Annotated in this window: 25 protein-coding genes; 13 read left to right on the plus strand and 12 right to left on the minus strand. The window is 70.2% G+C overall.

Going from position 1 to position 26,718, the window contains the following annotated elements; translation table 11 throughout:
* Nucleotides 1-33 precede the first annotated feature (33 nt).
* The 5 genes from AACL56_RS29565 (at nucleotide 34) to AACL56_RS29585 (ending at nucleotide 5,030) form a co-directional block, all read left to right on the plus strand.
* A complete protein-coding gene (locus tag AACL56_RS29565) occupies nucleotides 34-789 on the plus strand; it encodes a GntR family transcriptional regulator (RefSeq protein ID WP_339093566.1) in 756 nt (251 codons plus the stop codon).
* The gene (locus AACL56_RS29570; protein WP_339093567.1) at nucleotides 747-1,718 is read left to right on the plus strand and encodes a Bug family tripartite tricarboxylate transporter substrate binding protein; all 972 of its coding nucleotides are present in this window, start codon (nucleotides 747-749) and stop codon (nucleotides 1,716-1,718) included. The genes AACL56_RS29565 and AACL56_RS29570 overlap by 43 nt, the downstream gene beginning before the upstream one ends.
* Before the next feature lie 67 nt (nucleotides 1,719-1,785).
* A complete protein-coding gene (locus tag AACL56_RS29575) occupies nucleotides 1,786-3,156 on the plus strand; it encodes an MmgE/PrpD family protein (RefSeq protein WP_339093568.1) in 1,371 nt (456 codons plus the stop codon).
* 53 nt (nucleotides 3,157-3,209) lie between these two features.
* On the plus strand, nucleotides 3,210-4,025 hold the full coding sequence (locus AACL56_RS29580; RefSeq protein ID WP_339093569.1) for an ABC transporter substrate-binding protein: 816 nt from the start codon (nucleotides 3,210-3,212) through the stop codon (nucleotides 4,023-4,025).
* Between the two features lie 39 nt (nucleotides 4,026-4,064).
* Entirely contained in the window at nucleotides 4,065-5,030 is a 966-nt protein-coding gene (locus tag AACL56_RS29585) for an MBL fold metallo-hydrolase (protein ID WP_339093570.1), read from the plus strand.
* A gap of 24 nt (nucleotides 5,031-5,054) precedes the next feature.
* Here the strand turns inward: AACL56_RS29585 and AACL56_RS29590 are convergent, their stop codons facing one another.
* Together AACL56_RS29590 and AACL56_RS29595 are read right to left on the minus strand one after the other, a co-directional pair.
* On the minus strand, nucleotides 5,055-6,143 hold the full coding sequence (locus tag AACL56_RS29590; protein WP_339093571.1) for a mandelate racemase/muconate lactonizing enzyme family protein: 1,089 nt from the start codon (nucleotides 6,141-6,143) through the stop codon (nucleotides 5,055-5,057).
* Nucleotides 6,144-6,255: 112 nt separating this feature from the next.
* On the minus strand, nucleotides 6,256-6,699 hold the full coding sequence (locus AACL56_RS29595; RefSeq protein WP_339093572.1) for a universal stress protein: 444 nt from the start codon (nucleotides 6,697-6,699) through the stop codon (nucleotides 6,256-6,258).
* Nucleotides 6,700-6,809: 110 nt separating this feature from the next.
* Between AACL56_RS29595 and hemN the strand changes: the two genes are divergently transcribed.
* Nucleotides 6,810-8,234 carry an oxygen-independent coproporphyrinogen III oxidase gene (hemN, locus tag AACL56_RS29600; protein ID WP_339093573.1) on the plus strand — a complete coding sequence of 475 codons (1,425 nt, stop codon included), beginning with the start codon at nucleotides 6,810-6,812 and terminating at the stop codon, nucleotides 8,232-8,234.
* A 23-nt stretch (nucleotides 8,235-8,257) separates the two neighbouring features.
* Here the strand turns inward: hemN and AACL56_RS29605 are convergent, their stop codons facing one another.
* Nucleotides 8,258-8,761 (minus strand): ornithine carbamoyltransferase, encoded by a 504-nt coding sequence (locus AACL56_RS29605; protein WP_339093574.1) that lies wholly within the window; start codon nucleotides 8,759-8,761, stop codon nucleotides 8,258-8,260.
* 226 nt (nucleotides 8,762-8,987) lie between these two features.
* Between AACL56_RS29605 and AACL56_RS29610 the strand changes: the two genes are divergently transcribed.
* On the plus strand, nucleotides 8,988-9,701 hold the full coding sequence (locus AACL56_RS29610; RefSeq protein WP_339093575.1) for a Crp/Fnr family transcriptional regulator: 714 nt from the start codon (nucleotides 8,988-8,990) through the stop codon (nucleotides 9,699-9,701).
* Between the two features lie 4 nt (nucleotides 9,702-9,705).
* Here the strand turns inward: AACL56_RS29610 and AACL56_RS29615 are convergent, their stop codons facing one another.
* Together AACL56_RS29615 and AACL56_RS29620 are read right to left on the minus strand one after the other, a co-directional pair.
* Nucleotides 9,706-11,835, minus strand: a complete 2,130-nt coding sequence (locus AACL56_RS29615; RefSeq protein WP_339093576.1) for a PAS domain S-box protein — start codon at nucleotides 11,833-11,835, stop codon at nucleotides 9,706-9,708.
* Nucleotides 11,828-12,580 (minus strand): response regulator, encoded by a 753-nt coding sequence (locus AACL56_RS29620; RefSeq protein ID WP_339093577.1) that lies wholly within the window; start codon nucleotides 12,578-12,580, stop codon nucleotides 11,828-11,830. The genes AACL56_RS29615 and AACL56_RS29620 overlap by 8 nt, the downstream gene beginning before the upstream one ends.
* A 139-nt stretch (nucleotides 12,581-12,719) precedes the next feature.
* Between AACL56_RS29620 and AACL56_RS29625 the strand changes: the two genes are divergently transcribed.
* Nucleotides 12,720-13,904 (plus strand): DesA family fatty acid desaturase, encoded by a 1,185-nt coding sequence (locus tag AACL56_RS29625; protein WP_339093578.1) that lies wholly within the window; start codon nucleotides 12,720-12,722, stop codon nucleotides 13,902-13,904.
* A gap of 22 nt (nucleotides 13,905-13,926) precedes the next feature.
* Here AACL56_RS29625 and AACL56_RS29630 read toward each other — a convergent pair whose 3' ends face one another.
* The 5 genes from AACL56_RS29630 to AACL56_RS29650 all read right to left on the minus strand — a co-directional run bounded on the left by AACL56_RS29630 (nucleotide 13,927) and on the right by AACL56_RS29650 (nucleotide 17,903).
* Nucleotides 13,927-14,436, minus strand: coding sequence for a universal stress protein (locus AACL56_RS29630; RefSeq protein WP_339093579.1), 510 nt, complete (start codon nucleotides 14,434-14,436; stop codon nucleotides 13,927-13,929).
* Nucleotides 14,437-14,583: 147 nt separating this feature from the next.
* Nucleotides 14,584-15,342 (minus strand): SDR family NAD(P)-dependent oxidoreductase, encoded by a 759-nt coding sequence (locus tag AACL56_RS29635; RefSeq protein ID WP_339093580.1) that lies wholly within the window; start codon nucleotides 15,340-15,342, stop codon nucleotides 14,584-14,586.
* Entirely contained in the window at nucleotides 15,339-16,307 is a 969-nt protein-coding gene (locus AACL56_RS29640; protein WP_339093581.1) for a Bug family tripartite tricarboxylate transporter substrate binding protein, read from the minus strand. Before AACL56_RS29640 ends, AACL56_RS29635 begins: the two co-directional genes overlap by 4 nt.
* Before the next feature lie 240 nt (nucleotides 16,308-16,547).
* The gene (locus tag AACL56_RS29645) at nucleotides 16,548-17,069 is read right to left on the minus strand and encodes an Lrp/AsnC family transcriptional regulator (protein WP_339093582.1); all 522 of its coding nucleotides are present in this window, start codon (nucleotides 17,067-17,069) and stop codon (nucleotides 16,548-16,550) included.
* 315 nt (nucleotides 17,070-17,384) lie between these two features.
* Nucleotides 17,385-17,903, minus strand: a complete 519-nt coding sequence (locus AACL56_RS29650; protein WP_339093583.1) for a hypothetical protein — start codon at nucleotides 17,901-17,903, stop codon at nucleotides 17,385-17,387.
* Nucleotides 17,904-18,168: 265 nt separating this feature from the next.
* Here AACL56_RS29650 and AACL56_RS29655 point away from each other — a divergent pair, with 265 nt between their 5' ends.
* The gene (locus tag AACL56_RS29655; protein ID WP_339093584.1) at nucleotides 18,169-21,777 is read left to right on the plus strand and encodes an indolepyruvate ferredoxin oxidoreductase family protein; all 3,609 of its coding nucleotides are present in this window, start codon (nucleotides 18,169-18,171) and stop codon (nucleotides 21,775-21,777) included.
* A 21-nt stretch (nucleotides 21,778-21,798) separates the two neighbouring features.
* Here the strand turns inward: AACL56_RS29655 and AACL56_RS29660 are convergent, their stop codons facing one another.
* The gene (locus AACL56_RS29660) at nucleotides 21,799-23,013 is read right to left on the minus strand and encodes an MFS transporter (protein ID WP_339093585.1); all 1,215 of its coding nucleotides are present in this window, start codon (nucleotides 23,011-23,013) and stop codon (nucleotides 21,799-21,801) included.
* 139 nt (nucleotides 23,014-23,152) lie between these two features.
* On the opposite strand from AACL56_RS29660, the gene AACL56_RS29665 reads away from it, so the two are divergent.
* Genes AACL56_RS29665 through AACL56_RS29680 form a run of 4 tightly spaced genes read left to right on the plus strand, consistent with a single transcriptional unit; the run spans nucleotide 23,153 to nucleotide 25,239 of the window.
* Complete coding sequence (locus tag AACL56_RS29665) at nucleotides 23,153-24,055, plus strand: LysR family transcriptional regulator (protein ID WP_339093586.1); 903 nt, start codon at nucleotides 23,153-23,155, stop codon at nucleotides 24,053-24,055.
* A gap of 56 nt (nucleotides 24,056-24,111) precedes the next feature.
* A complete protein-coding gene (locus AACL56_RS29670) occupies nucleotides 24,112-24,765 on the plus strand; it encodes an alpha/beta fold hydrolase (protein WP_339093587.1) in 654 nt (217 codons plus the stop codon).
* Between the two features lie 52 nt (nucleotides 24,766-24,817).
* A complete protein-coding gene (locus AACL56_RS29675) occupies nucleotides 24,818-25,021 on the plus strand; it encodes a YybH family protein (protein ID WP_339093588.1) in 204 nt (67 codons plus the stop codon).
* 5 nt (nucleotides 25,022-25,026) lie between these two features.
* Entirely contained in the window at nucleotides 25,027-25,239 is a 213-nt protein-coding gene (locus AACL56_RS29680; RefSeq protein ID WP_339093589.1) for a hypothetical protein, read from the plus strand.
* A gap of 15 nt (nucleotides 25,240-25,254) precedes the next feature.
* On the opposite strand, the gene AACL56_RS29685 is transcribed toward AACL56_RS29680, so the two are convergent.
* Complete coding sequence (locus tag AACL56_RS29685) at nucleotides 25,255-26,661, minus strand: MATE family efflux transporter (protein ID WP_339093590.1); 1,407 nt, start codon at nucleotides 26,659-26,661, stop codon at nucleotides 25,255-25,257.
* Between the last annotated feature and the right edge of the window lie 57 nt (nucleotides 26,662-26,718).

The raw sequence follows: 26,718 nt of genomic DNA on the forward strand, positions 1-26,718 counted from the left end.
ATACGATTCGCCGGTTTCCCGAAGGACTCGACGATGCTGCCCTGGCTCTCCGACGAAGCTTGCGACCCACCCGGAACCCTGCATGGCGCGCCGCTCGCGAAGGTGGTGCGCGACGACATGCTGGGCATGATCCTGCGCGGCGAGCTGCGCCCGGGCCAGCGCATCAACGAACCCGACATGGCCTCGCGCCTCGGCATCTCGCGCGTGCCGGTGCGCGAAGCGCTGCGCGAACTCGAAAGCACCGGACTCGTGGTGGCGCGCAAGCACGCGGGGGTTTTCGTGCACGAGCCCGACGCGCGCGAGATCCTTGAGCTCTACGAGATGCGCGGCATGCTCGACGGCTTCGCCGGCCGACGTGCGGCGCGGCTGCCGGACGCGCAGCGCACTGCGCTGGCGGACCTGCTCGATGAATCCATCGCGCAGATGAAGGCCGCGTTCGCCGCGCACGACGTGCAGCTCTACTACCGCGAGAACCTGCGCTTCCACTGGGCCATCGTGCAGGCCGCCGGCAACCGCGCGATGGCGAACACCTACCGCAGCGTGGTGCAGAAGCTCCACCTCTCGCGCCTGAAGAACCTGTCGCAGGACACGGGCATGCGCGCCTCGATCGCCGAGCACGAGCGGATCTCCCGCGCGCTGCGCAAGGGCGACATCGCGCGGTGCGAAGACCTCATGGCGCGCCATGTGGGCGACGCCTACGACCGTTTGCAGAGCCTCGAGACGAAAAGCCAACAAGGAGACAGTCCATGCAACGCCGCACCTTCACGCTCGCGCTTCCCGCCGCCCTGATCGGGGTCCACCGGCTGGCCAGCGCACAGCCCTTTCCCAGCAAGCCGATTCGCTACATCGTGCCGGTGGCCGCCGGCGGCGGCAGCGACATGGTGGGCCGCACCGTCACCGAGCGATGGGGGCGGCTGCTCAACCAGACGATCGTGGTCGACAACCAGGGCGGCGGTGGCGGGGTGATCGCCGCGCAGAGCACCTCGCGCGCGCCGGCCGACGGCTACACGCTCATGCAGGGCTACGTCGCCACGCACGGCACCAGCCCCGCCACGCGCAAGCTGCCCTACGACGCGGTCAAGGACTTCACGCCGATCGGCATGATCGGCGCCACGCCCAACGTGCTCGTGATCAACGCCGACGTGCCCGCCCGGGACTTCAAGGAGTTCCTCGCCTACCTGCGCGCGAACCCCGGCAAGGTGAGCTACGGCTCGGCCGGACCCGGCTCGCTCACGCACCTGACGATGGAGCTGTTCAAGCAGGTCGAGGACGTGCAGATGACGCACGTGCCGTATCGCGGCGTGGCGCCGGCATTCAACGACCTCATGGGCGGGCAGACGCAGGCCATGTTCCCCGGCCTGGCTGCGGCGGTGCCGCACATCAAGTCGGGCCGCGCGCGGCCGCTCGCCGTCACCGGCAAGGCGCGCCATCCGCAGCTCAAGGACACGCCCACGCTCGAGGAACTCGGCCTGCGCGGCTTCGACGCGGTGCAGTGGTACGGCGTGGTCGGGCCGGCCGGCATGCCCGCCGACGTGGTGCGGCAGCTCAACGAGACGCTCAACACCGTGCTCAAGGCACCCGACCTCAGCGAGAAGCTCGCCATCGAGGCGGTCGAGCCGATGCCGATGAGCGCGGCGGAGTTCGGCGCGTACGTGCGCGCGGACATCGAGCGCTGGACCAGGCTGGCTCGCGAGCGAAAGATCCAGCTGGACGCCTGAGCCCTTCCTCTCTCCATAAATCCTCTCTCTCTTTCTTCCTTCCTTCTCAATCCAGAGCATCTTCTTCATGGCACGCAACACCCAGGTCCCCGCAGACCACAACGCCCCTCCCATCACCCGCATCCTGGCCGACCACGTCGCCGGCCACGCCTCGCGCGGATGGAGCGACGAGGTCGACCACGAGGCGCACCGCACCCTGCTGAACTGGCTGGGCTGCGCGGTGGGCGCGGCGCGGCACGAGGCGGTGGAGGCAGCGCTGGCCGCGGTGCAGGTGCTGCAGCCGGCACCGCAGGCCACCATCCTCGGCCGTGCGGAGAAGGTCGACATCGCCAGCGCCGCGATGCTCAACGGCATCAGCTCGCACACTTTCGACTTCGACGACACGCATCTCAAGACCATCATCCATCCGGCCGGGCCGGTGGCCTCCGCGATCCTCGCGCTGGCCGAGCACACCGGCGCCAGCGGGCGGGCGCTGCTCGATGCACTGGTGCTGGGCATCGACGTCGCATGCCGGCTCGGCAACACCGTGTATCCCGAGCACTACGACCGGGGCTGGCACATCACCGGCACCACCGGCATGTTCGGCGCCGCGGCGGGCTGCGCGCGGCTGCTCGGACTGGATGCCGGGCGCACCGCGATGGCGCTGGGCATCGCGGCGTCGCAACCGGTCGGCCTGCGCGAGCAGTTCGGCACCATGACCAAGCCTTTCCATCCGGGCGGCGCCGCGCGCGCCGGGCTGATGGCTGCGCTGATGGCGAAGCATGGCTTCACCGCAAGCCCGAAGGCCATCGAGGCGCCGCGCGGCTGGGCGCAGGTGGTGTCGACGAAACACGCATGGAACGAGGTGACCGACCAGCTCGGCGAACGCTTCGAGATCTCGTTCAACAGCTACAAGCCCTTCGCCTGCGGCATCGTGATCCATCCGAGCATCGATGCCTGCGTGCAGCTGCGCGAGCGCGGCGTGCATGCCGATCAGGTCGAGCGCATCGAGCTCAAGGTGCATTCGCTGGTGCTCGAGCTCACCGGCAAGAAGGAGCCGGCCGACGGCCTGAGCGCCAAGTTCAGCGTGTACCACGGCTGCGCCGCAGGCCTGCTGTTCGGCCGTGCCGCGGAAGAGGAGTTCGATGACGCGATCGTGAACCGCCCCGATGTCGTCGCGCTGCGCCGCAAGGTGGTGGCCACCGTGGACGACCGCATCGACGAGGCCAGTGCCGACGTGATCGCGGTGCTCGCCGACGGACGGCGCGAGCATGTGTTCGTCGAACATGCGATCGGCTCGCTGCAGCGGCCCATGAGCGACACCGACCTGGAGCGCAAGTTCCACGGCCTGTCCGACGGCATCCTGGGCATGTCGAAGACCGACGCGCTGCTCGAGGCCTGCTGGGACCTCGGCAAGGCCGCCGATGTTCGCGCGCTGACAGGGCTTGCACGGCCATGAGTTCCGCACGGACCACCCCGGCAGCCGATACGGAACATGCAAAGGAGCACGCCATGCACGACAGGCTGACGCGCCGGACTTTCTGCGCCGCGGGCGCGCTCGCGCTCGGCGGCTGCGCCGCTTCGGGCCGAAGTGCACGCGCCGACCCGAAGGCCGCCATCGGCGAACTCGCGTCGACTGGCAAGCTGCGCGCGGCCATCAACCTCGGCAATCCGATCCTTGCGTCGCGCAGCGCATCGGGAGAACTGCGCGGCGTGTCGGTGGACCTGGTAAGCGAGGCCGCGCGTCGCCTCGGCGTGCCGCTCGAGCTGGTGCCATTCAATTCCGCTGGCACGGTCGTGGAGGCCGTGAAGGCACGCCAGGTCGACCTGGCCTTCGTCGCCATCGATCCGGTGCGCGCGGCCGACATGGACTACACCGCACCCTACGTGATCATCGAGGGCGCGTACCTGGTGCGCGAGGCCTCGGCGCTGCGGCGCAACGAAGACGTGGACCGCGCGGGCACGCGCGTGGTGGTGGGCCGCGGCAGCGCCTACGACCTGTTCCTCACACGCGAGATCAAGGCGGCCACGCTGGTGCGCGCGCCCACGTCGCCCGCGGTGACCGACATGTTCCTGGCGCAGAACCTCGACGTCGCGGCCGGCGTGCGGCAACAGCTCGAGGCCGATGCCCGCCGCGTCGGCGGCGTGCGCATGCTGCCCGGCCGCTTCATGGTCATCGAGCAGGCCATGGGGGTGCCGAAGGGCCGCACCGCCGCGCAGGCCTGGCTGAGCGGCTACATCGAGGAGATGAAGGCCTCGGGCTTCGTGGCGCAGGCACTGGTGCGCCATGGCATCGAGGGCGCCGCCGTGGCGCCCGCGCGCGCCTGAGGACGCAATGGTTTTCCCACCACGCAAGAGAGGAGTTCCATGAAACGCCTGACCCTGCTCGCGGCCCTCGCCGCCGTTTCCGCCGCCCTGGCGATGCCCGCCCTGGCCCAGACCGTGAAGGTGACGCCGCTCGGCGGCATCGACGGCGAGTTCTGCCCGCAGGACCGCGCGCTGGTCTTCGAGGACCCGAACGGCACGCGCATCCTCTACGACCCGGGCCGCACCGTGGCAGGCGCCGACGATCCGCGGCTCGGCAGGATCGACATCATCCTGGTGAGCCACATGCACGGCGATCACGTCGGCAATGCGCACAACAAGGCGCCGAACTCGGGCAGCTGCGAAAGCCCCGACATGTCGGTGTCGGCGCTGCCGAACACCAGCGCGGTGGAGATCGCGCTCGCCAAGAAGTCGAAGATCGTCACCGGCAGCGAGATGCCACCCTTCTTCGCGGCCAAGCTCAAGGCCAACGGCGGCAACCCGGCCGACTCGATCCTGGCGCGCTTCGGCGGCAGCGTCACGCTCGGCGGCGTGCGCATCGCCACCGTGATGGCGCTGCACAGCAACGGCGTCGACCCCGACTACATCGGCGGCGAACTCGGCAAGGCCATGAAGGATGCGGGCATCGCCGGCGACGTCGGCACCGCCACAGGCTACGTGCTGCGATTCAGCAACGGCCTCGTGGCGTACCTGTCCGGCGACACCGGCATCGTGGCCGACCAGGAGCGCGTGGTTCGCGACTACTACAAGGCGAAGCTCGCGGTGATGAACATGGGCGACGGCTTCACCACGGGGCCGGCCGAGTCGGCCTACGTCATCAACGAGCTCGTGAAGCCCGCGTCGGTGATCGCCTCGCATGCGAACGAGGTCGGCACGGTGAACGGCAAGGTGCGCCCAGCCAGCAAGACCGAGGCCTTCGTGAAGGCCTCGAAGGTGCCGGTGCATGTGCCGCTTTCGGGCGTGACGATGGCGTTCGACGCGAACGGGAAGTGCACAGGCGGCTGCTGAAGCCATGGCCCTCCTGATTCTTTGTCAGGCCTTCACCGTCGCCAGCCGCTCCCAGTCGAACGCGATGCCGTGGCCCGCGCGGTCCGGCGCGATCGCAAAGCCTTCGTCGATCGCGAGCGGCTGCGCGATGTAGCGGTCCAGCCCGAAGCCGTGCGCTTCGAGGTAGGCGCAGTTCGGCGCCGACGCGAGCAGCTGCACCGTCACGTCGTGCGCGCCGTGGGAGGTCACGGGCAGGTTGAAGGCTTCGGCGAGGTGCGCGATCTTCATGAACGAGGTCACGCCGCCGCAGTTGGTGACGTCGGGTTCCGGAAAGCTCACGCCGCCGCTGTCGATGAGCTGCTTGAACTCCCACAGCGTGCGCAGGTTCTCGCCGGCCGCGATGGGCAGGCCGCCTTCGCGCAGCACGCGCGCATGGCCGGCCACGTCGTCGGGAATCAGCGGCTCCTCGAGCCACAGCGGGTCGTAGGGCGTGAACGCGCGCGCGGCGCGAATCGCCTGGTCGGCCGTCCATTTCATGTTGGCGTCGACCATCAGCGGAAACTCCGCGCCCAGGTGCTCGCGCATCGCCGCGAGGCGCGCGACGTCTTCGCCGAGGTTCTTGCGGCCGACCTTCATCTTGATGGCGCGGAAGCCCTTCTTCAGGTTCGCGTCGGTCTGCGCGAGCAGGGCATCGATCGACAGGTCGAGATCGACACCGCCTGCATAGCAGGGCACGCGCGGGTCGTGGCCGCCGAGCAGCTGCCACAGCGGCATGCTCGCGCGGCGGGCCTTCAGATCCCACAGCGCGATGTCGACCGCCGACAGCGCCAGCACGGTCGGACCGCCGCGCCCGCCGTAGTGCAATGCCCACCAGAACTTCTGCCACAGCGCTTCGATGCGCGAGGCTTCCTCGCCGATGGCCAGCTCGCTGAACTCGCGCTCGAGCAGCGCGTGGATCGCGGCGCCATTGCGTCCCACGGTGTAGGTGTAGCCCACGCCCTCCACGCCGTCGGCGTCCTGCAGGCGGACCGTGTTCAGCTCGAAGTCGAGCATGAGACCGTGCGTGCTGTCGCTGAGCCGTGTCTCGAGGGGGATGCGGAAGTAGCCGGGCACCAGGGAGGTGATCTTCGCCATGTCGTTCCTTTTCTTGCCGATGAACCGATGTTCGGGAGGGTTCTGCGGGTCCGCGACGAAAGCTACCCGCAGCCACCCGCTTTGTCCATCGCCGCCGCCATGCCGCGGGCGTCTAGCGCAGCACCAGCACCGGCAAGGCCGAATGTGTCAGCACCTGCAGCGTCTCGCTTCCCAGCAGCAGGCGCTGCAGCCCCTTGCGGCCGTGCGAGGCCATCACGATCAGGTCGCTGCCATGCTTCGTTGCCGCCGCGATGATCGACTCCGCCACCAGGTCCGAGCTGACCTGCGCGGTCTTCACCCGCACGCCGCAGGCCTGCGCGCGGTCGCGCACGCCGTCGAGCATCGCCTGCGCCTTGTCGGCCCATTGCTTCTCCGCGCGGCCGATCTCCTCGGCCGAGAAGGTCATGGCGCCCTCCAGATAGCTCTGCGGATAGCGCGGCACCACGGTGAGCGCGACCAGTTCGGCATCGCTTCCCGCGGCCATCGCAATCGCGCGGTCGACGGCCCGCTCCGACAGCGGCGAGCCGTCGGTGGCGACGAGGATCCGTTTGAACATGGCGGTGCTTCCTTTGCTCCGTAAGAGGGCCTCCAGCGTAGGCAGGGCGCTCCTGAAGGCGGTTGATGCAGATCAAGCCGCCCCGCGGCACGCGCCCTTAGCCTTGCTTCATGCAAGCCACGCTCGCCCCGCCCCGCATTCCAGACGCTGCAATACACGGGGCCGTCGCGCCGCCCGCCGACCTGCTGCGCGAGTTCGACGTGCCCGGCCCGCGCTACACGTCCTACCCCACGGCCGACCGCTTCGTCGACAGCTTCGGCGCCGACGACCATGCGCGTGCGGTGCGACTGCGGCGCGAGGCCGGCGCACAGGCGGCGCCGCTGTCGATGTACGTGCACATTCCGTTCTGCGAGTCGGTGTGCTACTACTGCGCCTGCAACAAGGTCGTCACGCGTAACCGCGAGAAGGCGCGGCAGTACCTCGGCTATCTCGCGCGCGAGGCTGCACTGCAGGCCGCGCTGACGGGGCCCGGCACGGTGGTGGGCCAGTTGCACCTCGGCGGCGGTTCACCGACCTTCCTCGACGACGCGGAGATCGCTGCGCTGCTGGACATGCTGCGCGGCACCTTCGAGTTCGCACGCGGCGGCGAACAGTCCATCGAGATCGATCCGCGCACCGTCGACACCGCGCGCCTCGCGCACCTGGCGCGGCTCGGCTTCAACCGCGTGAGCTTCGGCGTGCAGGACTTCGACCCCGAGGTGCAGCGCGCCGTGCACCGCGTGCAGCCCGCCGGGCAGGTGTTCGCGCTGATGGCCGACGCGCGGGCGCTGGGCTTCGAGTCGGTGAACGTCGACCTGATCCACGGACTGCCGCGCCAGGACGACGCGTCGTTCGAACGCACGCTGGCGCAGCTGTGCGCGTTGCGGCCCGACCGCATCGCGCTCTACGCCTACGCGCACCTGCCCGCGCGCTTCAAGCCGCAGCGCCGCATCCGGGCCGAGGACCTGCCCGACGCGCCGATGCGCGTGCGCATGCTGGCGCGCGCCATCGAGGTGCTGGGGCAGGCGGGCTACGTGCACATCGGCATGGACCACTTCGCGCTGCCGGGCGATGCGCTCGCCGTGGCCCGGCGGCAGGGCCGGCTGCACCGCGACTTCCAGGGCTACAGCGCGCAGCCCGGCGGCGACCTGCTCGCGCTGGGCGTGTCGGCCATCGGCCGCATGGGCGCAACCTACTCGCAGAACGCGAAGACGCTCGACGACTACTACGGCCTGCTCGACCGGCAGCGCCTGCCGGTGGTGCGCGGGCTGGTGCTGTCGCGCGACGACCTGCTGCGGCGCGATGTGATCATGGCGCTGATGTGCCGCGGCCATGTGGACTTCGACGCGATGGGCGAGGCGCATGCGATCGACTTCCGCCGGTGCTTCGCCGCCGAGTTCGCCGCGCTCGGGCCGCTGGTCGCGCAGGGGCTGGTGCGGCTGACTGACCACGACATCACCGTCACTGCGCAAGGCTGGTTCGTGGTGCGTGCGGTGGCCATGGTGTTCGACCGCTATGGCGCGGACCATCGAGAGCGCTTCTCGCGCATGGTCTGAGCGGTGCGGGCCGCGTGCCGGGTTCAGGAAAGGCCGTCGACCAGCAGTGCCTGCAGCACGAAGAACCGGTTGCCGGCGGGCGGCGCCTCGCCGCCCAGCGCATCGGCCAGGCGCGCGGACGGGTGGTTGTCGGCCGCGATGTCGTCGAACACCGGAATGCCCGCGGCCAGGCCCACCTCGCGCACCTGGGCAGGCGACATGCCCTGGCACACCAGCGCGTCGTACAGGCGCCCCAGCATCCGCCCGGTGTGCTGCACCTCGCCGGGCGCGCTCGCGGCCGACAGGTGCCACCGCAGGGTGGCCACCTGCGCGCCGAGTTCGCGCGCGGCCTGCACCAGCAGCGCCGGTGCTTCGCCATCGTGCGAGCCGCGCAGCAGGCCGATGTTCCTGCCGCGCAGCAGCGGGGGCAGGGCACCGGCCTGCGCGAGCTGCCGCAACCGCCGCGCCAGCGCGGCCAGCGCCGTCGATTCCGCTGGCGACAGCGGCAGGTGGGCGCAGAGGTTCGGGGAGGCGGTGCGAAGCGGCATGGCGAGCGTGAAGGTCTTGCATCGCAAGGCTATCCCCGCCGGTTGCGGCGGAATTGACACGCATCAAGCGCGCCGTGCGTCGCGGCGCTGATACACGCCGGACACACGGCATTCACCGAGCGTTACCGGACGATGCGGAGCATTGGCACTGCGCAGGCCGGCGCTTCCTAGGATCGGTTCATCGCCGCGCGGCATGCGCGGCAACCGCAAGCCCAAGGAGTTCCAGATGACCGACATCACCGCCACCGCCGGCACGGCGAGCACCGCCGACATGCTCAGGCTGCTCTGCGACCGGCTGTGCCCCCAGCGACGCGTGGTGCACACCGGTGACGCGATCTACCAGGCCGGTGAGCGCTTCGGCAAGCTCTACATCCTGAGTTCGGGCTTCTTCAAGATCGTCAACCTTGCGGCCGACGGGCGCGAGCAGGTGGTGGGCCTGAAGTTTCGCGGCGACTGGCTGGGCTTCGACGGCATCGCGGACGGCCACTACGCCTGCGACGCCGTGGCGATGGACACCGGCGAGGTCTGGGTCGTTCCCTACGGCGCGCTGCTGGCCGCGTGCATGCAGCACCCGCCGCTGCTGCAGCTGCTGCATGCCGCCATGAGCCGCGAGATCGCGCACGACCGCGACTCGCTCATGTCGGTGTGCACGCTGCCGGCCGACGCGCGGGTGGCCGACTTCCTGCGTTACTGGGCCGAGTCGCTGGCCGAGCGCGGCATGCGGACCGACCAGATCACGCTGCGCATGACGCGCGCCGAGATCGGCAACTACCTCGGCATGACGCTGGAGACGGTGAGCCGCGCGCTCTCGCGGCTGGCGCGCGACAAGGTCATCGGCTTTGCCGAGAAGGGCCGGCGCGATGTGCGCATTCCCGACGTGGGCGCGCTCTCGGCTTTCGTGCAGCGCTGCCTCGCTCCTGCGGCGCCGATGCTGCAGTGACCGTTCAGGCCGGCGGCTGCGCAGCCAGCAGCCGCGCGATGGCGCGCGCGAGCTCGCCGCGCGTGCAGGGTTTGGGCAGCAGCTCCCAGCCCTGCGGCATGTCCCGGTCGGCGTCGAGCAGCTCCGACGAGAAGCCCGACATCAGCAGGATCGCGATGCGCGGAAAGCGCCGCTGTACCTCGGCTGCGAGCTGCGTGCCGCGCATGCCGGCGCCGAGCGCGATGTCGCTCAGCAGCAGGTCGGCAGGCGCATCGCCGGGCTGCATGGCCGCCAGTGCCTCCTCGCCGTTCGCGGCCGTCTGCACATCGCAGCCCAACGTGGCCAGGAAGGTGCGCACTACCTTGCGCACTTCCGCATCGTCCTCGACCAGCATCACGCGCAGGCCCGGTGGAATCGCTTCGTCGGCAGGCGTGTCGGCGAACGCCGGCGCGGAGATGTCTTCGGGCTGTTCGTGGGCCTCGCACTGCGGCAAGTAGAGCGTCACGGTGGTGCCGCGGCCCGGCGCGCTGTCGATGGCCACGGCGCCCTTCGACTGCGTGGCGAAGCCGTACACCGTGCTCAGGCCGAGGCCGGTGCCGCGGCCGGCCTCCTTGGTGGTGAAGAAGGGTTCGAACGCGCGCTCCTTGACCTCGTCGGCCATGCCCGTGCCGGTGTCCGAAACGGAAATGGCGGCAAAGCGGGCACGGCCATGGCTGCTGTCGCCGCTTTTGCTCTCCGGCTCCGTGCGCAGCGCAGGCGGCAGCACCGCGCCGGCCTCGGCGCGGAAGTGCAGCGTGCCGCCTTCGGGCATGGCGTCGCGCGCGTTGATGGCGATGTTCAGCAATGCGGACTCGAGTTGCACCGGGTCGGCCAGCACCGGCGGGTGGCCGGCATCCGCATCGACGGCGATGTGGATGCGCTGGTCGAGCGTGCGGCGCAGCATGTCGGCGAGCGAATGCAGCAGCGCGTGCGTGTCGACCATGTCGGGCTGCAGCACCTGCCGCCGCGAGAAGGCCAGCAGCTTGCCGGTGAGTTCGGCGCCGCGGCGGCTGGCGCGCGCGGCGGCCGCCACCAACTGCTGCGCATGGGGGTCCTGCGCGAGCGCGGGAAGCTCCTCGAGCACCTGCAGATTGCCCTGGATCACTGTCAGCAGGTTGTTGAAGTCGTGCGCGATGCCGCCGGTGAGCTGGCCCACGGTTTCCAGCCGCTGCGAGTGCGCGAGTGCCTCCTCGGTCTGCACGCGCTGCAGGCTGGTGGCCAGCAGGTTGGAGAGCGATTCCAGGAAGTGCTGCTCTTCGCCGCCGAAGCGCCGCGCCTGCCGCGAACGCACCGACAGCATGCCGATCACGCGGCCCCGGTCCGACAGCGGAACCGCCAGCGCGCTCACCAGTCCCGCCTGCAGGTAGGCCGGCGGCACCGCGAAGCGGCGCTCCTCGCGGTAGTCGGCAACGACGACCGGGCGGCCCTGCGACAGCACGAAGCCCGGCGGCGTGTCGGGCCGGTTGTCGATGCGCGCGCCGATCTCCTCGCCGGGCACATGGCCCAGTGCGCTCGCCACGCGGAACTCGAGTCCGCTGCGCTCCAGCAGCAGCACCGTCGCCACCTCGGCCTCGAGGCCCTCGGCGGCGATGCGCGGCACCTGCTCGAGCACCACGGCGAGGTCGCGCGTGTCCACGGCCAGACGGCCCAGTTGCGCAAGATGGTCGCTGTAGCGCGCTCGCTGCATCGCCTGCTTCACCCGCGGATAGGCGCCGATGTCGCGGATCGCTGCCACCACGAACGGCAGGCCATGGTCCTGCAGCGGGCTCAGCGCGATCTCGACCATCACCTCGCTGCCGTCCTTGCGCCTGGCGACGAGTTCCATGTCGGTGCCCATGGGCCGCGGTCGCGGCGCGCGGCCGTAGGCGTCGCGGTAAGACGCATGGCGCGGGCGGATGCTGTCGGGCACCAGCACGTCGACGTTCAGGCCCGGCAGTTCCTCGACGGCATAGCCCAGCAGCGACGCCGCGGACGGGTTGGCCAGCACGATGGCCCCGGCGCGGTCCACCAGCAGCAGCCCGTCGGGGTAGGCGATGAAGAGCGAGCGGAACACACTGCCCTCCTCGATGCCGGAGGGCAGCGCGAGGGCGGCGGGGTGGCTTGCCGCGTCAGCCATGCGAGACCGGCGGCACGAGGATGTAGCCCGCGCCGCGCACCGACTTGATGAGCTGCGGATGGTCCGCATCGGCCTCGATCTTCTTGCGCAGGCGGCCGACCTGCACGTCGATAGTGCGGTCGAAGGGCGCGGCTTCGCGCCCGCGCGTCTGCTCGAGCAGGAAGTCGCGCGACAGCACGCGCCCCGGATTTCGTGCGAAGGCGCACAGCAGGTCGAACTCGCCACCGGTGAGCGCCACCTCCACGCCTTGCGGATCGTCGAGCCGGCGCGCCGCGGTGTCGAGCCGCCAGCCGGCGAAGTGCAGCGTGCCGGGCGCCGCCGCCGGCACCGCGGCTGCGACCGGCGCGGCGGCCATCGGCGCCGGCATGGGCATCGGGGTGAGCCGCCGCAGCACCGCCTTCACGCGCGCGACCAGTTCGCGCAGATCGAAGGGCTTGGTCACGTAGTCGTCCGCGCCCACCTCCAGCCCGACCACCTTGTCGACCGCGTCGCCGCGCCCGGTGACGATGACGAGGCCGCACTGCCAGCGCTCGCGCATGCGCCGCGCGATGGAGAAGCCGTCCTCGCCGGGCAGGCCGAGGTCGAGCAGCACCAGGTCGGCCGGGTCGGTGGCCATGAGCGTCATCAGGGCGGCGCCGTCGTGCAGCTCGGTCACGCGGAAGCCGTGGCCTTGCAGGTAGTTGGCCAGCAGCCGGGTGATGTCGACTTCGTCGTCGAGCACCGCGATGTGGGGTGCGGTTTTCATGCAGGAGGGGAGCAGGCGGGGGATCGCGGGAAGCGTAGCACGCGTGCTCGCGCGCGGCAGCTTCGGCGCTTGATGCAGGTCAAGGCCGGGCGTGCGCGCGCCGCCCAGAATCCGCCGGTCTTTCCACTGGTTCGCTCGCATGCATTCACTGCTTTTCTCAGGCGCTCTCGATCTCCCATGGTGGGGCTGCGTGCTCGCCGCGCTCGCGCTCACGCACGTCACCATCGCATCGGTCACCATCTTCCTGCACCGCCACCAGGCGCACCGCGCACTGGAACTGCATCCGGCCGCGAGCCATTTCTTCCGGCTCTGGCTCTGGCTGACCACCGGCATGGTCACGAAGCAATGGGCCGCGGTGCACCGCAAGCACCACGCCAAGTGCGAGACGCCCGACGACCCGCACAGCCCGCAGGTGTACGGGCTGAGCCGCGTGCTGTGGCGCGGCGTGGCGCTGTACGCGAAGGAGGCTTCCAGCAAGGAAACGCTGGCGCGCTACGGCCACGGCACGCCCGACGACTGGATCGAGCGGCATCTGTACACCCGCCACCAGGTGCTGGGCATCGTGCTGACCGGGCTCGCCGACATGGCGCTGTTCGGCGTGGTGCCGGGCGCGCTCGTGCTGCTCGTGCAGATCGCCTGGATTCCGTTCTGGGCGGCCGGCGTGGTCAACGGCATCGGCCACTACTGGGGCTACCGCAACTGGCCCGCGGCGGACGCCAGCACCAACCTCTTTCCCATCGGCATCGTGATCGGCGGCGAGGAGCTGCACAACAACCACCATGCGTTTCCGACCTCGGCCAGGCTGTCGAGCAAGTGGTACGAGTTCGACATCGGCTGGCTCTACATCCGCATGCTGCAGGCAGTGGGCCTGGCCAGGGTGAAGCACCTGGCGCCGAAGCCGCGGCTGGTGGCGCCGCGCGCCGACATCGACCTCGACACGGTGCAGGCCGTCATCCGCCACCACTACGACGTGCTGTCGAACTACACGCGTTCGCTGAAGAAGACCTATGCGCGCGAGTTCGGCCGGCTGCGCGAGCACGCGCCGCAGCAGGCGCGCGCGCTGCGCGGCGTGAAGGCCTGGCTGGGCAAGGACGAGGGCGCGCTCGGCCCGTCGCGCCAGGCGCAGCTGTCGTCGGCGCTGAACGCTTCGCAGGCGCTGCAGACCATGTACGCCATGCGCCGCGAACTCACCGTTCTGTGGGCCCGCTCGGGCGCCACCGGCGAACAGCTCGTGCGGCGCCTTCAGGACTGGTGCGAACGCGCGGAAGACAGCGGCATCGCGCCGCTGGCCGATTTCTCGGTGCGGCTGCGTTCCTACGCCTGATGGCAGCCGCGACGTGCTTGCGCTATTGGCTGGCGACTTCGCCGGCCGGCAGCGCGAAGCGCTCCGACTCGGCCCTGGCGAGTTCCTCGGGCGCGCGCACCAGCAGCACCGGCACGGGCGACATGCGCAGGATGTGCTCGGCGCTGCTGCCCATGACCCAGCGGCCCAGCCCGCGGCGGCCGTGCGTGCCGATCACGATCAGTTCGGCTTGCGACGCCAGCGCCTGCGCCACCACCTGGTCGTGCACCGTGCCCTTGAAGCTGTCGCAGAGCACCACGTCGGTGTCCACGCCCTGCGCTGCGGCCTGCGCGCGGCCTTCCTCGAGCAGCCGCGCGGCGCCGGCGCGCAATTCCTTGAGCCAGTCGCCGGCATAGCCCGCGTACGCGTCCATCGCGAGCGCGAACGAGAGTTCGTCGATCACATGGACCAGCCGCAGCCGGCCGCCGGTGAGTTTCGCGAGGCGGATGGCTTCGGCCAGGCCGCGGCCGGATGTCGAACTGCCATCGACGGGAACAAGGATTCGCTGGTACATGGCATGGCTCCTGGAGTGGATGAAGAGGTGTTCGTCCAGTATCCGGAGCGCCCCGGCGCGCGGGCTTGATGTGCGTCAAGGCCGGGCGCGCCGCGCCAGGCCAGGTTCCTCGCAACCCATGCGCCGGCGCGGCGGCGCAAGGCGCGATCAGTTCGCCGTGTAGCCGCCGTCCACCGGCATCACCGTGCCCGTCACGTACCGGGCCTGCTCCGACGCCAGGAACACGACCGGCCCGGCGATGTCCTCGGGCTCGGCGGCGCGTTTGAGGAACGTGCGCTCGACCATCGCGCCGAAGCGAGCGGCATCGTCCGCGACGTGGCGGGTCATCGGCGTCATCACCAGGCCCGGCGCCACCGCGTTCACCCGCACGCCGCGCGGCCCGAGGTCGCGCGCGAGGAACTTCGTGAGCTGCCCGACCGCGCCCTTCGACGCACCGTAGGCGATGTGCGCGCGCGTGGCCACCAGCGTGGTGATCGACGCCACGTTGACGACCGCGCCGCGCGTGCGCTCCAGGCTCGCGGCGCAGGCCAGCGTGAGGTTGAGCACGCCCTTCACGTTGACCGCCATCACGCGGTCGATGTCGTCCGCAAGCCCGGCGGCGTCGCCCGGTGCGCTGCGCCCGCCGATGCCCGCGTTGTTCACGAGCACGCCGACGTCGCCCCACGCTTGCGCGAGCTCGGCGACGACCGCCTCGCACTGCGCGGTGTCCCGCACGTCCAGGGCATACGGCCGGCAGCGGTCGGCACCGTGGCCGGTTTCCAGCGCCGCCCGGCGCGCGGGTTCGAGCTGCGTGTCGGTGATGGCCACGCGGCAGCCGGCCTCGAGCAACCGCGCCGCGATCGCCCGGCCGATGCCCTGGCCCGCGCCGCTGACCAGCGCCACCGTGCCGTCGAACAAGGCGCTCACTGCGCTTCCTTGACCAGGTTCAGGCTCTGCAGCAGCGGCGCCCAGCGTTCGTGCTCTGTGCGGATGAAGCGGGTGATCTCCTTGGGGCTGCCGCCGCGCGGCTCCATGCCGATGGCGCGCGCGCGGGCGATGAACTCCGGATCGGTCACCAGCTTGTTGACGGATGCGTTCAGGCGGGTGATGGCGTCCTTCGGCGTGGCCGCGGGCACCGACAGCGCATACCAGAGCGGCGCCTCGATGTCGAAGCCCTGCTCCTTGAAGGTCGGCGCCTCGGGCACCTGCGGCAGGCGCCGGTTGTCCATCACGCCGAGCACGCGCAGCTTGCCGGCGCGGATGTGCGGCAGCGGGCCGGTGATGGAGGTGCCGTGCACGTCGATCTGCTTGCCGAGCAGTGCCTGGATGCCGGGCGAATCGCCGGGGAACGGGATGTGCGTGGTGCCGATGCCCGCCATCTTCTCGAACGACATCGGCGCGAGGTTGGTGAGGATGGCCGCGCCCGGCGAGCCGCGGTTGATCTTGCCCGGATTCGCCTTGGCGTACGCCACCATCTCCTTGATGTTGGTGTACGGCAGGTCCATGCGGCCCACGATGATCGCGGGCTGGTAGGCGATCTGCGTGACGTGCGCGAAGTCCTTCGCGGGGTCGTAGGGCAGCTTGTCGTAGAGCACCGTGTTGCTGGTCAGCGTGCTCAGCGACGACATGAGCACGGTCAGCCCGTCGGGCCGCGAGCGTGCCACGTAGTCGGCGGCCACGATGCCGCTGGCGCCGGGCTTGTTCTCGACGATCACGAGGCTGCCGCGCTTCGTCAGCTCCGAGGCGAGCAGGCGCACGTACTGGTCGGTGCCGCCGCCGGGCGAGAAGGGCACGACGATGCGGATGGGCTGCTGGGCATGGGCGCTGCCGAAGGCGGCTGTGCCGGCCAGCAGCAGTCCCGTGAATGCCGAAAGGATGGTCCTGCGGATCATTCCTGGTGTCTCCTTGTAGTTGTCGAAGGGCCCGGGCGGCGTCGCCGGGGTGCTCGCGACGTTCAGTCTATTTCCGGGTACGGGCGGCAGGCCGGCACCCAACGAAAAGCTGCTTTGCACGTCATGCAGGAGGTCTCGGGAACCGTGCGCGTCGTGGACGTGGACGTGGACATGGCGGCTGGGGCGGGGGCGGTGCTGGAGCCGGCCCGCTGCGTCGCGACGCAGGGATCGCCGTGCGGGCTATCCGCGCCGGGGAGCGGCCACGCCGGCCTTGGCGCCCAGCAGGTGCCCGAGCGGCAGCGCGCCTTCGGACTTGATCTCGCGCAGCACGATGCTCGAGCGCACGTGCGTCACGCCGGGCAGACTGAACAGCACCTCGTGCAGGAAGCGCTCGTAGTGCTTCATGTCGGGCACGGTCACGTTGAGGATGTAGTCGGCCGGTCCGGTGGCCGACACGCAGCGGATGATCTGCGGGCTCGCGGCCACCGCCTCCTCGAAGCGCTGCACCATCGCCTCGCTGTGCCGGTCGAGGTTCACCTCGGCCACGGCCGAGACGTGCAAGCCCACGAGTTCGGGATCGACCAGCGTGGTGTAGCCGCGGATGACGCCGGCCGCCTCCATGTCCTTGATGCGCTTCCAGCACGGCGTGGGCGAAAGGCCCACGGCCTCGGAGATCTGCTGCACGGTCTGGCGCCCGTCGTGCTGCAGCGCAGACAGGATCTTGAGGCAGTGCTCGTCGAGGGTTACGGTGCCGGCATTCATCGCGATGTGGGGGCGATTCTAGGGCGTGTTCCCACTATTTCTGGCGTCGCGAAGGCCTGTCACGGCGGGCCGATCAAGGCGCGCGACGCCGCATGTGCGTATGCCCATGCAAGGAGCGCAACGCCGAGTGGCCCGCCGTGACAGGCCTTCCCTTCGGGTTGGCCGGCAAAGGGGCCGTCTGCGGCGTTGCCCGCGCTTGCAAGGCATCAGCCTTGCTGCGCACGCGCGCCTTGCAGCCCGCCCCTTTGCCGGCCAACGCGACGCCAGAAATAGTGTGAACACGCCCTAGTCACCGCCTCCATGCCGCGCGGGCGCTCAACCCCGGTGCAGGAACCTGCTCGACCGCGCCGCGTCGATCACGCGCCCGGGATCGTCGGGCAGCATGTCGAGCGGGCTCCGGTCGTCCAGCGCGGCGTGCGGCGCGGTGAACCAGTTCGCCAGTTCCCAGCCGTCGAGCACCGGCGCGAGTTCGCCGACCACGCGCGAAGGCGCGTCGCACAGCACGAGGCCGATGCGTTCGAACTGGAACACCGGCAGCCAGATGCGCCCGCGCCATCCGAAGTTCAGCACCTCGCGGCCGTGGATCCAGCGCGCGAGCTGCAACACGCCGCCCGACGCCTGCCGCGCCGCGATCTCGTCGCCGGTGGCAAGGCCGCCCGAGCGGCGGAATGCCTTGAGCAGCGCGAGGAAATCGGTGTCCCGGTCGTCCAGCGGCGCCGCGCGATCGGGCGCCTCGCCGAAAGGACGGTAGCGCGCGACGCCGCCGGCGCGGGCCCGGAGGGCGGCCATGTTCGCGGTCCGCCACGGCGCACTGGAGAGCTGCAGGGAGTTCATGGCCGGCCTTCGGTGTCGTTGAAGCGAAGCCTCCATGGTCCGGTGCGGCGGCAGTGCGCACAAACCTCCTCGGACACCTCGGCGCCTCCCTCCGATGGCGGAGGCCGGGCGGGCCGGCGCGAAGGCTGCCATTCCTGCAATCGGGCGTTAGCGAGAAAATTTCCTTCTCGATTCGCGCTCTGGAAGTGGATTCCTCTCCAAACAAGGGTCTGCGCCCATGAAATGAAGAAGCACTTCCTTTGCGCGCGGCAGAACAATTCGGGGCATGAATGCCCCACATCACGCCGCGCTCAGACGGCCCGACTACCAGCTCTCCGACAACCTCTGGGCCGACGCCGGCTCCATCTTCATCACCGGCACGCAGGCGCTGATCCGCATCCTGGCCATGCAGGGCCAGCGCGACGCAGCCCGCGGCCTGAACACGCAGGGTTTCGTGAGCGGCTACCGCGGCTCGCCGCTGGGCATGGTCGACCAGGCCATCTGGAAGGCTGGCGAGCGCTTCAAGCAAACCGGCATCCGCTTCGTGCCGGCCGTCAACGAAGAGCTGGCCGCCACCCAGGTGCTGGGCACGCAGCGCGTCGAGTCCGACCCCGAGCGCACCGTCGACGGCGTGTACGCCATGTGGTACGGCAAGGGTCCGGGCGTGGACCGCGCGGGCGACGCGCTCAAGCACGGCAACGCCTATGGCTCGTCGCCGCACGGCGGCGTGCTGGTGGTGGCCGGCGACGACCACGGCTGCGTGTCGTCTTCCATGCCGCACCAGAGCGACCACGCCTTCATGGCCTGGCGCATGCCCGTGATGCAGCCGGCCAACGTGGCCGAGTACCTGGAGTTCGGCCTGTACGGCTACGAACTGTCGCGCTACTCGGGCGCATGGGTCGGCATGGCGGCGCTCTCGGAAATCGTCGAGAGCGCCGGCACGGTCGACCTCGACGCGGTCAACGCGCGCGTCGCCGCCTGGGAAGACGCCGAGGCGGTGCGCGCAGCCACCGGCCATGCAGCGCCGGCCGACGGCCTGCACTACCGCTGGCCCGACCTGCCCTCGCTGCGCATCGAATCGCGGCTCGAGGACAAGCTGGCGGCAGTGGCCGCCTTCACGAAGCGCAACAGCATCGACCGCCACGTGATCGTGAGCCCGCACGCAAAGGTGGGCATCGTCACCTGCGGCAAGGCGCACCACGACCTGATGGAAGTGCTGCGCCGGCTCGAGCTCTCGCCCGAGCAGCTCGCGCGCGCCGGCGTGCGGCTGTACAAGGTGGGCCTGAGCTTTCCCGTCGAGCAGACGCGCATCAAGGCCTTCGCGCAGGGGCTCGAGGAGATCCTCATCGTGGAGGAGAAGGGCGCGGTGCTCGAGACGCAGCTGCGCGACATCTTCTACAACGCGCCCGCCGGCGCACGGCCCGTGCTCGTCGGCAAGCACGACCGCGAAGGCCAGCCGCTGGTGTCGGCCCTCGGCGAGCTGCGTCCCTCGCGCCTCATCGAGCTGGTGGCGCACTGGCTGGCCGTGCACTTCCCCGAGAACCGCGACCTGGGCGACCACCTGCAGCACGTGCGCGACTTCACGCCGCCCGAGCTGCTGGGCAACGCCAGCGACGCCGTCAAGCGCCTGCCCTACTTCTGCGCCGGCTGCCCGCACAACACCAGCACCAAGGTGCCCGAGGGCTCGACCGCGCGCGCGGGCATCGGTTGCCACTTCATGGCCAACTGGATGGACCGCAGCACCGCGGGCCTGATCCAGATGGGCGGCGAGGGCGTCGACTGGATCTCGCACGCCATGTTCACGAAGACGCCGCACGTGTTCCAGAACCTCGGCGACGGCACCTACTACCACTCGGGCTACCTCGCGATCCGCCAGGCCGTGGCGGCCAAGGCCACCATCACCTACAAGATCCTGTTCAACGACGCGGTGGCCATGACCGGCGGCCAGCCCGTCGACGGTGTCATCAGCGTCGACGCCATCGCGCGGCAGGTCGAGTCCGAGGGCGTCACCAAGGTGGTCGTGGTGAGCGATGCCATCGGCAAGTACGACGACATCCGCAACCGCTTTCCGCACGGCACCGAGTTCCACGACCGCGCCGCGCTCGACGACGTGCAGCGCCGCCTGCGCGAGATGGCCGGCGTGACGGTGCTGATCTACGAGCAGACCTGCGCCGCCGAGAAGCGCCGCCGCCGCAAGAAGGGCGAACTGGCCGACCCGCCCAAGCGCCTGTACATCAACGAGGCCGTGTGCGAAGGCTGCGGCGACTGCACCGTGCAGAGCAACTGCGTGGCCGTGCTGCCGCACGAGACGCCGATGGGCCGCAAGCGCAAGATCGACCAGACCAGCTGCAACAAGGACTACTCGTGCGCCAAGGGCTTCTGCCCGAGCTTCGTGGGCGTCACCGGCGGCAAGCTGCGCCGCAAGAGCGGGGCGCTGGCGGCCGGGCGCGATGCCTTCCTGCACCGCGTGGCCGCGCTGCCGCACCCGGCGGCGCACGCCTGGGCCGCTCCCTACGACCTGCTGGTGACGGGCGTGGGCGGCACCGGCGTGGTGACGGTGGGCGCGGTGATCGCCATGGCAGCGCACCTCGAAGGCAAGTCGGCCAGCGTGCTCGACTTCATGGGCTTCGCGCAGAAGGGCGGCTCGGTGCTGAGCTTCGTGCGGCTGGCCGATGCGCCCGAGCGCCTGAACCAGGTGCGCATCGACACCCAGCAGGCCGACGCCATCCTGGCCTGCGACGTGGTGGTGGGCGCGTCGCCCGATGCGCTGCAGACCGTGCGCCACGGCCGCACCCGCGTGCTCGCCAACGTGCACGAGATTCCCGTGGCCGAGTCGCTGCGCAACCCCGATGCCGACCTGCACGTCGACCTGCTGCTCGAGAAGATGCGCTTCGTGGCCGGCGAGGAACAGGTCGAGACCTTCGATGCCCAGAGCCTGGCCGAGGAATTCCTCGGCGACACGCTGGCCTCGAACATCGTCGCCACCGGCTACGCGTGGCAGCGCGGCCTGATTCCGCTGAGCCTCGAGGCGCTGATGCATGCAATCGAACTCAACGGCGTGGCCGTGGCCGCCAACCAGTCGGCCTTCTCGCTGGGCCGCCTGGCTGCCGGCGATGCCGCGGCGCTCGACCAGTTGCGCGCCGCGCCGGTGGCAACGCCGTCGCAGCAGGGCGACGACCGCCCGCTGGAAACGCTGATCGCCGAAGCGCGCCGTCACCTCACCGGCTACCAGAATGCGGCATGGGCCGATCGCTTCGAAACGCGAATCCGTGCGCTGCAGAAGGTCGAGTCCGCGCTCCAGGGCGGCGATGCGAGCCTGCCCTTCACGCGCAATGCCGCGCGCAGCCTGCTCAAGCTGATGAGCTACAAGGACGAGTACGAAGTGGCGCGCCTCTACACCGACGGCGCCTTCATGCAGAAGCTCAAGGACCAGTTCGAAGGCGACCTGAAGCTCGAGTTCCACATGGCACCGCCGCTGCTGTCGCGACCCGCACATGGCAAGGCTCCGGCCAAGGTGCGCCTGGGTGCATGGATGCTGCCCGCCATGAAGTGGCTGGCGCACGGCAAGCGGCTGCGCGGCACGGCCTTCGACCTGTTCGGCCACACCGAGGAGCGGCGCACCGAGCGCGAACTGATCTCGCACTTCGACGGACTGCTGCAGGGCATGTCGGGCGAACTCACGGCCGACAACCAGTCGACCGCGGCGCGCGTGGCGGCGCTGCCGATGTCGGTGCGCGGCTTCGGCCATGTGAAGCTCGCGAACCTCGAGGCAGCGCGCATCCGCGAGGCCGAGCTGCTGCACCGCTTCTCACCGCTGCGCTATCCGAAGCCGGCCGGTGCGGCGGCGGCGGGCCAGATCCGCGGCATCGCGATCGTGGCCGGCACCAGCATCTGAGGCGCAGCGGCGCTCCCGTGCTCAGGCCTGTGGCCGTGCCTGGCGCGGCGTGCCGATCCGGTGGATCGCCGCCGCGGCCAGCCCCAGCACGATGCCGAAGCCCACGATGCCGCTCCAGCCGCAGCGCGCCATCAGCCAGCCGCTGACCATCACGCCGAGCGCCCCGCCGGAGAACGTGGCGGTCATGTAGAGGCTGTTGATGCGGCCCTGCGCCTTCGGATCGACCGCGAAGGCGCGGGTCTGGTTGGACACCAGGCCCGACTGCACGCCGATGTCGAGCACCACCACGCCGATCACCAGGAACACGAGCGAAGACTCCGCGCCGGCCAGCAGAATGAAAGCCACCGTCACGATGCCGATGCTCACCCCCACGACGCTGCGCGGGCCGAGCCGGTCGGTGGCGCGGCCACCGAGCGAGGCCGCCATGGCGCCGGCCGCGCCGATGATGCCGAAGCCGCCGGCCCAGGCGCTGCCCAGGTGCCACGGACCGCTGGCCAGCAGCGCCGCCAGGTTCACCCAGAAGGCGTTGAAGCAGGCCCACAGCAGCGCCTGCACCATCATCGATTCGCGGATCGGGCGGTGGTCGCGCACCAGCGGCCACAGCGACGCGAGCAGGCGGCCGTACGACAGGTCGGTGCTCGGCACGCCGCGCGGCAGCAACCTCGCGGCTGCGATCCACACCGGCACCATGAACGCCGCCTCCACGCCGTAGACCGCACGCCAGCCCCAGGCCGCGCCGACCACCCCGCTGATCGTGCGGCCCAGCAGGATGCCCACCATGATCCCGCTCACGACCGTGCCCACCGAGCGTCCGCGTTCGCTCGGCAGCGACATCACGGCCGCGAACGGCACAAGCTGCTGGGGCACGCAGCTGACGATGCCCAGCGCGAACGACGCCGCGACCAGTGCCCAGATGCCGGGCGCCAGCGATGCCGCCGAGGCGAACACGAAGGCCCCGGCGATCTGACCGAGCACGAGCTTGCGGCGGTCGAAGCGGTCGCCCAGCGGCAGCAGCAGCGCCAGCCCGGCGGCGAAGCCGAGCAGCGCCGATCCGGCGACGAGGTCGACGGTGGCGATGTCCACCTGCAAGCCGGACGCGATCAGCGGCAGGATGGGCTGCGTGCAGTAGATGTTGGTGATCACTGCGCCGGCAATGACGGCCATCATGACGATCTTGCCGCGCGATGCAGCCGTGGGCGCTGCCGCGCTGGCGGTGGTGGTGGGCTGGCCGTTCACGGCGCTCTCCTTCGGAAGGTGCCCTCGTGCGCGGCGGAATGCCGTGCTGCGAAGGGCGAGTCCGTACCTTAGGTGTTTGCATTCATGAAGAGAATCCCTCAACATCGGGAATGATTCTTCCGAAAATCGGCAGTACCGAATGAACCGCCTCGATGCCATGTCCGTGCTGGTCGCCGTCGTCGATGCCGGCAGCCTGTCCGCCGCGGCGCGCCTGCTCGACATGCCCCTGACCACCGTCAGCCGCAAGGTGGCGGATCTCGAGTCGCACCTGGGAACGCGGCTGCTGCGCCGCACCACGCGGCAGCTCTCGCTGACGGAAGCCGGCCTGTCGTACGTGGCCGCCTGCCGGCGCATCCTCGAGGAGATCGGCGAAGCCGAGCGCGCCGCGGCAGGGGAGTACGCCTCGCCCAAGGGCGAGCTGGTGGTCACCGCGCCGGAGATGTTCGGGCGGCTGCACGTGGTGCCCGTGGTCGCGGAGTTCCTGGCGCAGTACCCCGAGATCGGCGTCGATCTCGTGCTCACGGACCGCGTGGTGCACCTGATGGACGAGCATGCCGACGCAGCCATCCGCATCGGCGAGCTGCCCGACAGCACGATGATGGCAACGGGCGTGGGCACGGTGCGGCGCGTCGTCTGCGCCAGCCCGGCGTACCTCGCGCTGCACGGCGTGCCGGCCAGCCCGAAGGACCTTGCGGCGCACGCGTGCGTCACCTTCGAAGTGCTGGCCTCCATGCGCGCATGGATGTTCGGAACCGGCAAGTCGCAGCTGTCCGTGCCCGTCCGGTCGCGGCTGACGGTCAACACCGCCGAAGCCGCGATCGCCGCGGCCACGCTGGGCGTCGGGCTGGTCCGCGTGTTGTCCTACCAGGTCGCGGATGCGATCCGTGCGCAGGCGCTGCGCGTCGTGCTCGAGGCGTTCGAGTCGACGCCGCTGCCCGTCAGCCTCGTGCACGCGGGCCAGACGCCGTTGCCGCTGAAGCTGCGTGCCTTCCTCGACTTCGCGACGCCGCGCCTGCGAGAACGCATCGCGCGCATCATGTGACTCACGCGGGAGCGTGCAGCCATGCACCCGGGTTCGCCATCGAAAGGACACGCACGATGACAAGGTTCGTTCTGGTGCCGGGCGGCTGGCACGGCGGCTGGGCATTCGACGCGGTCGGCCATGCGCTGCAGGGCGAAGGCCACGAAGTGCGGGCGCTCACGCTCGCGGGGCTGGGCGACGAGCCCGCGAGCGGCGTCAACCTCGCGCGTCACGTCGACGAGGTGGTGCGGGTGCTTCGCGAAGGCGATGCACCCGCGGTCCTCGTCGGCCATTCGTACGGCGGCATGGTCGTCACCGGTGCGGCAGACCAGGTGCCGTCGCACGTCAAGGCGATCGTCTACGCGGACGCCTATGTGCCCGAAGACGGTGAATCGCTCTGGTCGCTCACCACCCCGGCGTACCGCGAGCGGTTCGTCGCGGGCGTGGCCGCGGACGGCCTGACCTGCGCGCCTTCGGCCCATCTCGACAAGCGATGCCGGCCCCGTCCGATCGCGACCTTCCTACAGGCGATCAGGCTCACCGGCGAGTGGCGCAAGGTGGGCAGCAAGACTTTCCTCGTCGCGTCCGGATGGGAGGGCAGCCCGTTCATCGCGCCGTATGAGCGCCTGCGGCTCGACCCCGAGTGGACCACGCACCGCCTCGACTGCGCGCACGATGTTCCCCGGCTCGCGCCCGAGGCGTTCGCACGGATCCTGCTGCAGCTCGCATAGGTCATCCGCACATCGGCACGCGCCATTGCCACCGACCCGCCGGAGGAACAGGATGAAACGACCCGAAGACGCCCCCCACGCATTCCAGGCCGCATGGAACGACCACGACATGGCCCGCTTCGGCGCGCTGTTCCATGACGACGCGACGTTCGTCAACCGGTTCGGCCACTACGTGCGAGGTGTGGAGGCGATCGTCGCGTTGCATGCGCCCATCCACGCGACCATCTACAGCGTTCGACGCTGGCGAACGACCTGATCGACGTGGCCGCCCTCGGCGACGGCGCGGCCGTCGTGCACTTCTGGAGCCGTCTCGCGGCCGGTGCCGCTCATCCGGCGGGCCCGCACGCCGTCGACACGCTGATCCTCGCGGTGCTCGTGCGGCGGGGTGGCGCATGGCGGATCAAGGCGCTCGAGAACGTCACGTTGACGGATCCGCGAACCGGGGAAACCGTGCTGCGGAAGCCGGGAGACTGATCGCGGCACCTGCGTTCAGCCAGGGGGCTCGGGCGCCGGCCGAGCATGCGGCAGTTGCGCCACGTCGGCGGTGAAGCGCCGCCACAGCAGCAGGCTCGTGGCGCCGAAGGCGATGCAGGTGCCCAGCCACACGCCCTCGCCGCCCCCGCCGAGGCCATGGCTGCAGAGGAGCATGGCAGGCAGGCCGATGAACCCGTAGCCGATGACGGTGTTGGCCAGTCCCGATGCCGTGTTTCCGAGGCCGCGCAGCAGGCCGATGCAGATGTTCTGCGAGCCCGAGAGGAACTGGTTGCCCACGCCGAACCAGAGCAGCGAAGTCGCCATGGCAACTACGGCCGGGTCCGCGCGGGTTCCGCCCAGGAACGGCGACAGCACGAGCCGTGGAGCGAGCAGGCAGGCCAGCCCGATGACCGCCATCGGCGCGAAGCAGCTCACGAGTGCAGCCCGCGCGATCGCGCCGATCTCCTCGTGGCGTCCGCGCCCCACGGCACGGCTGACCATGATCGATGCGCCGTGGGACAGGCCGACGTTGATCTGGTAGACGATCTTGCCCAGCTGGTTGACGACGTTGGAGGCGGCCAGCAGCACCGGGCCGAAACCTCCCATCAGCACGGACGCGACGGATGCCACTGCCGCTTCCAGGCCGTACGCCAGCGAAATGGGCGCTCCCATCCTTGCGATCTTCAGCACCGTGGAGGGCTTTGCGCGCCAGAAGGCAAGGCAGACGAGGTGCCCGAGGTCCGCGTCGCGCCGCACGGCGCGAAGATAGACAAGAAAGGTCCACGCCTGCACCAGCGTGGTCGACAGCGCCACGCCCGTCAGCCCCAGCCGCGGCATGCCCAGCCAGCCGTGGATGAAGACCGCATTCAGCAGTGCGTTCACGGCAATGGACACCACGGTCACCCCCAGCAGCGAACCGGGCCGGCGCATGCCGACGGCGAACTGCCGCAGCACATTGAGCCAGACCGTCGGCAGCAATCCGGGCGCGAGCGCGATCGTCATCGGCCTGGCGAGCGCGACCACGGCCGCGTCCTGTCCGAGGAACCGCAGCCATTCGCCGAGGCCCGCGAGCAGCCCGCCGGCGGCCAGCGCCGCCAGCGTGGCCAGCAGCAGGGCGGAGCGAACGAGGTCGCGGATGTCTTCCCGCGCGATGGCATCCGGCATCCCGCCCTCCGCACGGCTCTCGCTGCGCCCGATCGACGTCGCGATCAGATTGCCGACGCCGGTCACCATGCCGACGCACATCGTGCGGCACTGGTTGTGCAGAAGCAGGGCCAGGCCGCCCGCCGCCAGCGCCTGCGTGCCGATGAGTCCCATCATCATGAGATCGGTGGTCGTCAACGCGATCTGCGCAAACTGGATGCCTGCGATCGGCACCGAAAGCGCGATCAGGTCGCGGTAATGAAGCGGCAGGCGGCGCATGCGGAAGTGAACGGTGGCGGCTATCGACGGCGATGAGAAAAACTGGCCCAGGCAGGC

The organism is Variovorax paradoxus (assembly GCF_902712855.1).
In the GTDB taxonomy this organism is placed as follows: domain Bacteria; phylum Pseudomonadota; class Gammaproteobacteria; order Burkholderiales; family Burkholderiaceae_C; genus Variovorax; species Variovorax paradoxus_Q.

Excerpts from the sequence above, each read along its gene's own strand:
- AACL56_RS29675 (WP_339093588.1), top strand. The coding sequence starts at position 24,818 with ATGAAACGACCCGAAGACGCCCCCCACGCATTCCAGGCCGCATGGAAC.
- AACL56_RS29565 (WP_339093566.1), top strand. The coding sequence starts at position 34 with ATGCTGCCCTGGCTCTCCGACGAAGCTTGCGACCCACCCGGAACCCTG.
- AACL56_RS29630 (WP_339093579.1), bottom strand. The coding sequence starts at position 14,436 with ATGTACCAGCGAATCCTTGTTCCCGTCGATGGCAGTTCGACATCCGGC.
- AACL56_RS29570 (WP_339093567.1), top strand. The coding sequence starts at position 747 with ATGCAACGCCGCACCTTCACGCTCGCGCTTCCCGCCGCCCTGATCGGG.
- AACL56_RS29580 (WP_339093569.1), top strand. The coding sequence starts at position 3,210 with ATGCACGACAGGCTGACGCGCCGGACTTTCTGCGCCGCGGGCGCGCTC.
- AACL56_RS29590 (WP_339093571.1), bottom strand. The coding sequence starts at position 6,143 with ATGGCGAAGATCACCTCCCTGGTGCCCGGCTACTTCCGCATCCCCCTC.
- AACL56_RS29575 (WP_339093568.1), top strand. The coding sequence starts at position 1,786 with ATGGCACGCAACACCCAGGTCCCCGCAGACCACAACGCCCCTCCCATC.
- AACL56_RS29640 (WP_339093581.1), bottom strand. The coding sequence starts at position 16,307 with ATGATCCGCAGGACCATCCTTTCGGCATTCACGGGACTGCTGCTGGCC.
- AACL56_RS29665 (WP_339093586.1), top strand. The coding sequence starts at position 23,153 with ATGAACCGCCTCGATGCCATGTCCGTGCTGGTCGCCGTCGTCGATGCC.
- AACL56_RS29645 (WP_339093582.1), bottom strand. The coding sequence starts at position 17,069 with ATGAATGCCGGCACCGTAACCCTCGACGAGCACTGCCTCAAGATCCTG.
- AACL56_RS29610 (WP_339093575.1), top strand. The coding sequence starts at position 8,988 with ATGACCGACATCACCGCCACCGCCGGCACGGCGAGCACCGCCGACATG.
- AACL56_RS29650 (WP_339093583.1), bottom strand. The coding sequence starts at position 17,903 with ATGAACTCCCTGCAGCTCTCCAGTGCGCCGTGGCGGACCGCGAACATG.
- AACL56_RS29670 (WP_339093587.1), top strand. The coding sequence starts at position 24,112 with ATGACAAGGTTCGTTCTGGTGCCGGGCGGCTGGCACGGCGGCTGGGCA.
- AACL56_RS29655 (WP_339093584.1), top strand. The coding sequence starts at position 18,169 with ATGAATGCCCCACATCACGCCGCGCTCAGACGGCCCGACTACCAGCTC.
- AACL56_RS29615 (WP_339093576.1), bottom strand. The coding sequence starts at position 11,835 with ATGGCTGACGCGGCAAGCCACCCCGCCGCCCTCGCGCTGCCCTCCGGC.
- AACL56_RS29585 (WP_339093570.1), top strand. The coding sequence starts at position 4,065 with ATGAAACGCCTGACCCTGCTCGCGGCCCTCGCCGCCGTTTCCGCCGCC.
- AACL56_RS29605 (WP_339093574.1), bottom strand. The coding sequence starts at position 8,761 with ATGCCGCTTCGCACCGCCTCCCCGAACCTCTGCGCCCACCTGCCGCTG.
- AACL56_RS29625 (WP_339093578.1), top strand. The coding sequence starts at position 12,720 with ATGCATTCACTGCTTTTCTCAGGCGCTCTCGATCTCCCATGGTGGGGC.
- hemN (WP_339093573.1), top strand. The coding sequence starts at position 6,810 with ATGCAAGCCACGCTCGCCCCGCCCCGCATTCCAGACGCTGCAATACAC.
- AACL56_RS29620 (WP_339093577.1), bottom strand. The coding sequence starts at position 12,580 with ATGAAAACCGCACCCCACATCGCGGTGCTCGACGACGAAGTCGACATC.
- AACL56_RS29595 (WP_339093572.1), bottom strand. The coding sequence starts at position 6,699 with ATGTTCAAACGGATCCTCGTCGCCACCGACGGCTCGCCGCTGTCGGAG.
- AACL56_RS29685 (WP_339093590.1), bottom strand. The coding sequence starts at position 26,661 with ATGCGCCGCCTGCCGCTTCATTACCGCGACCTGATCGCGCTTTCGGTG.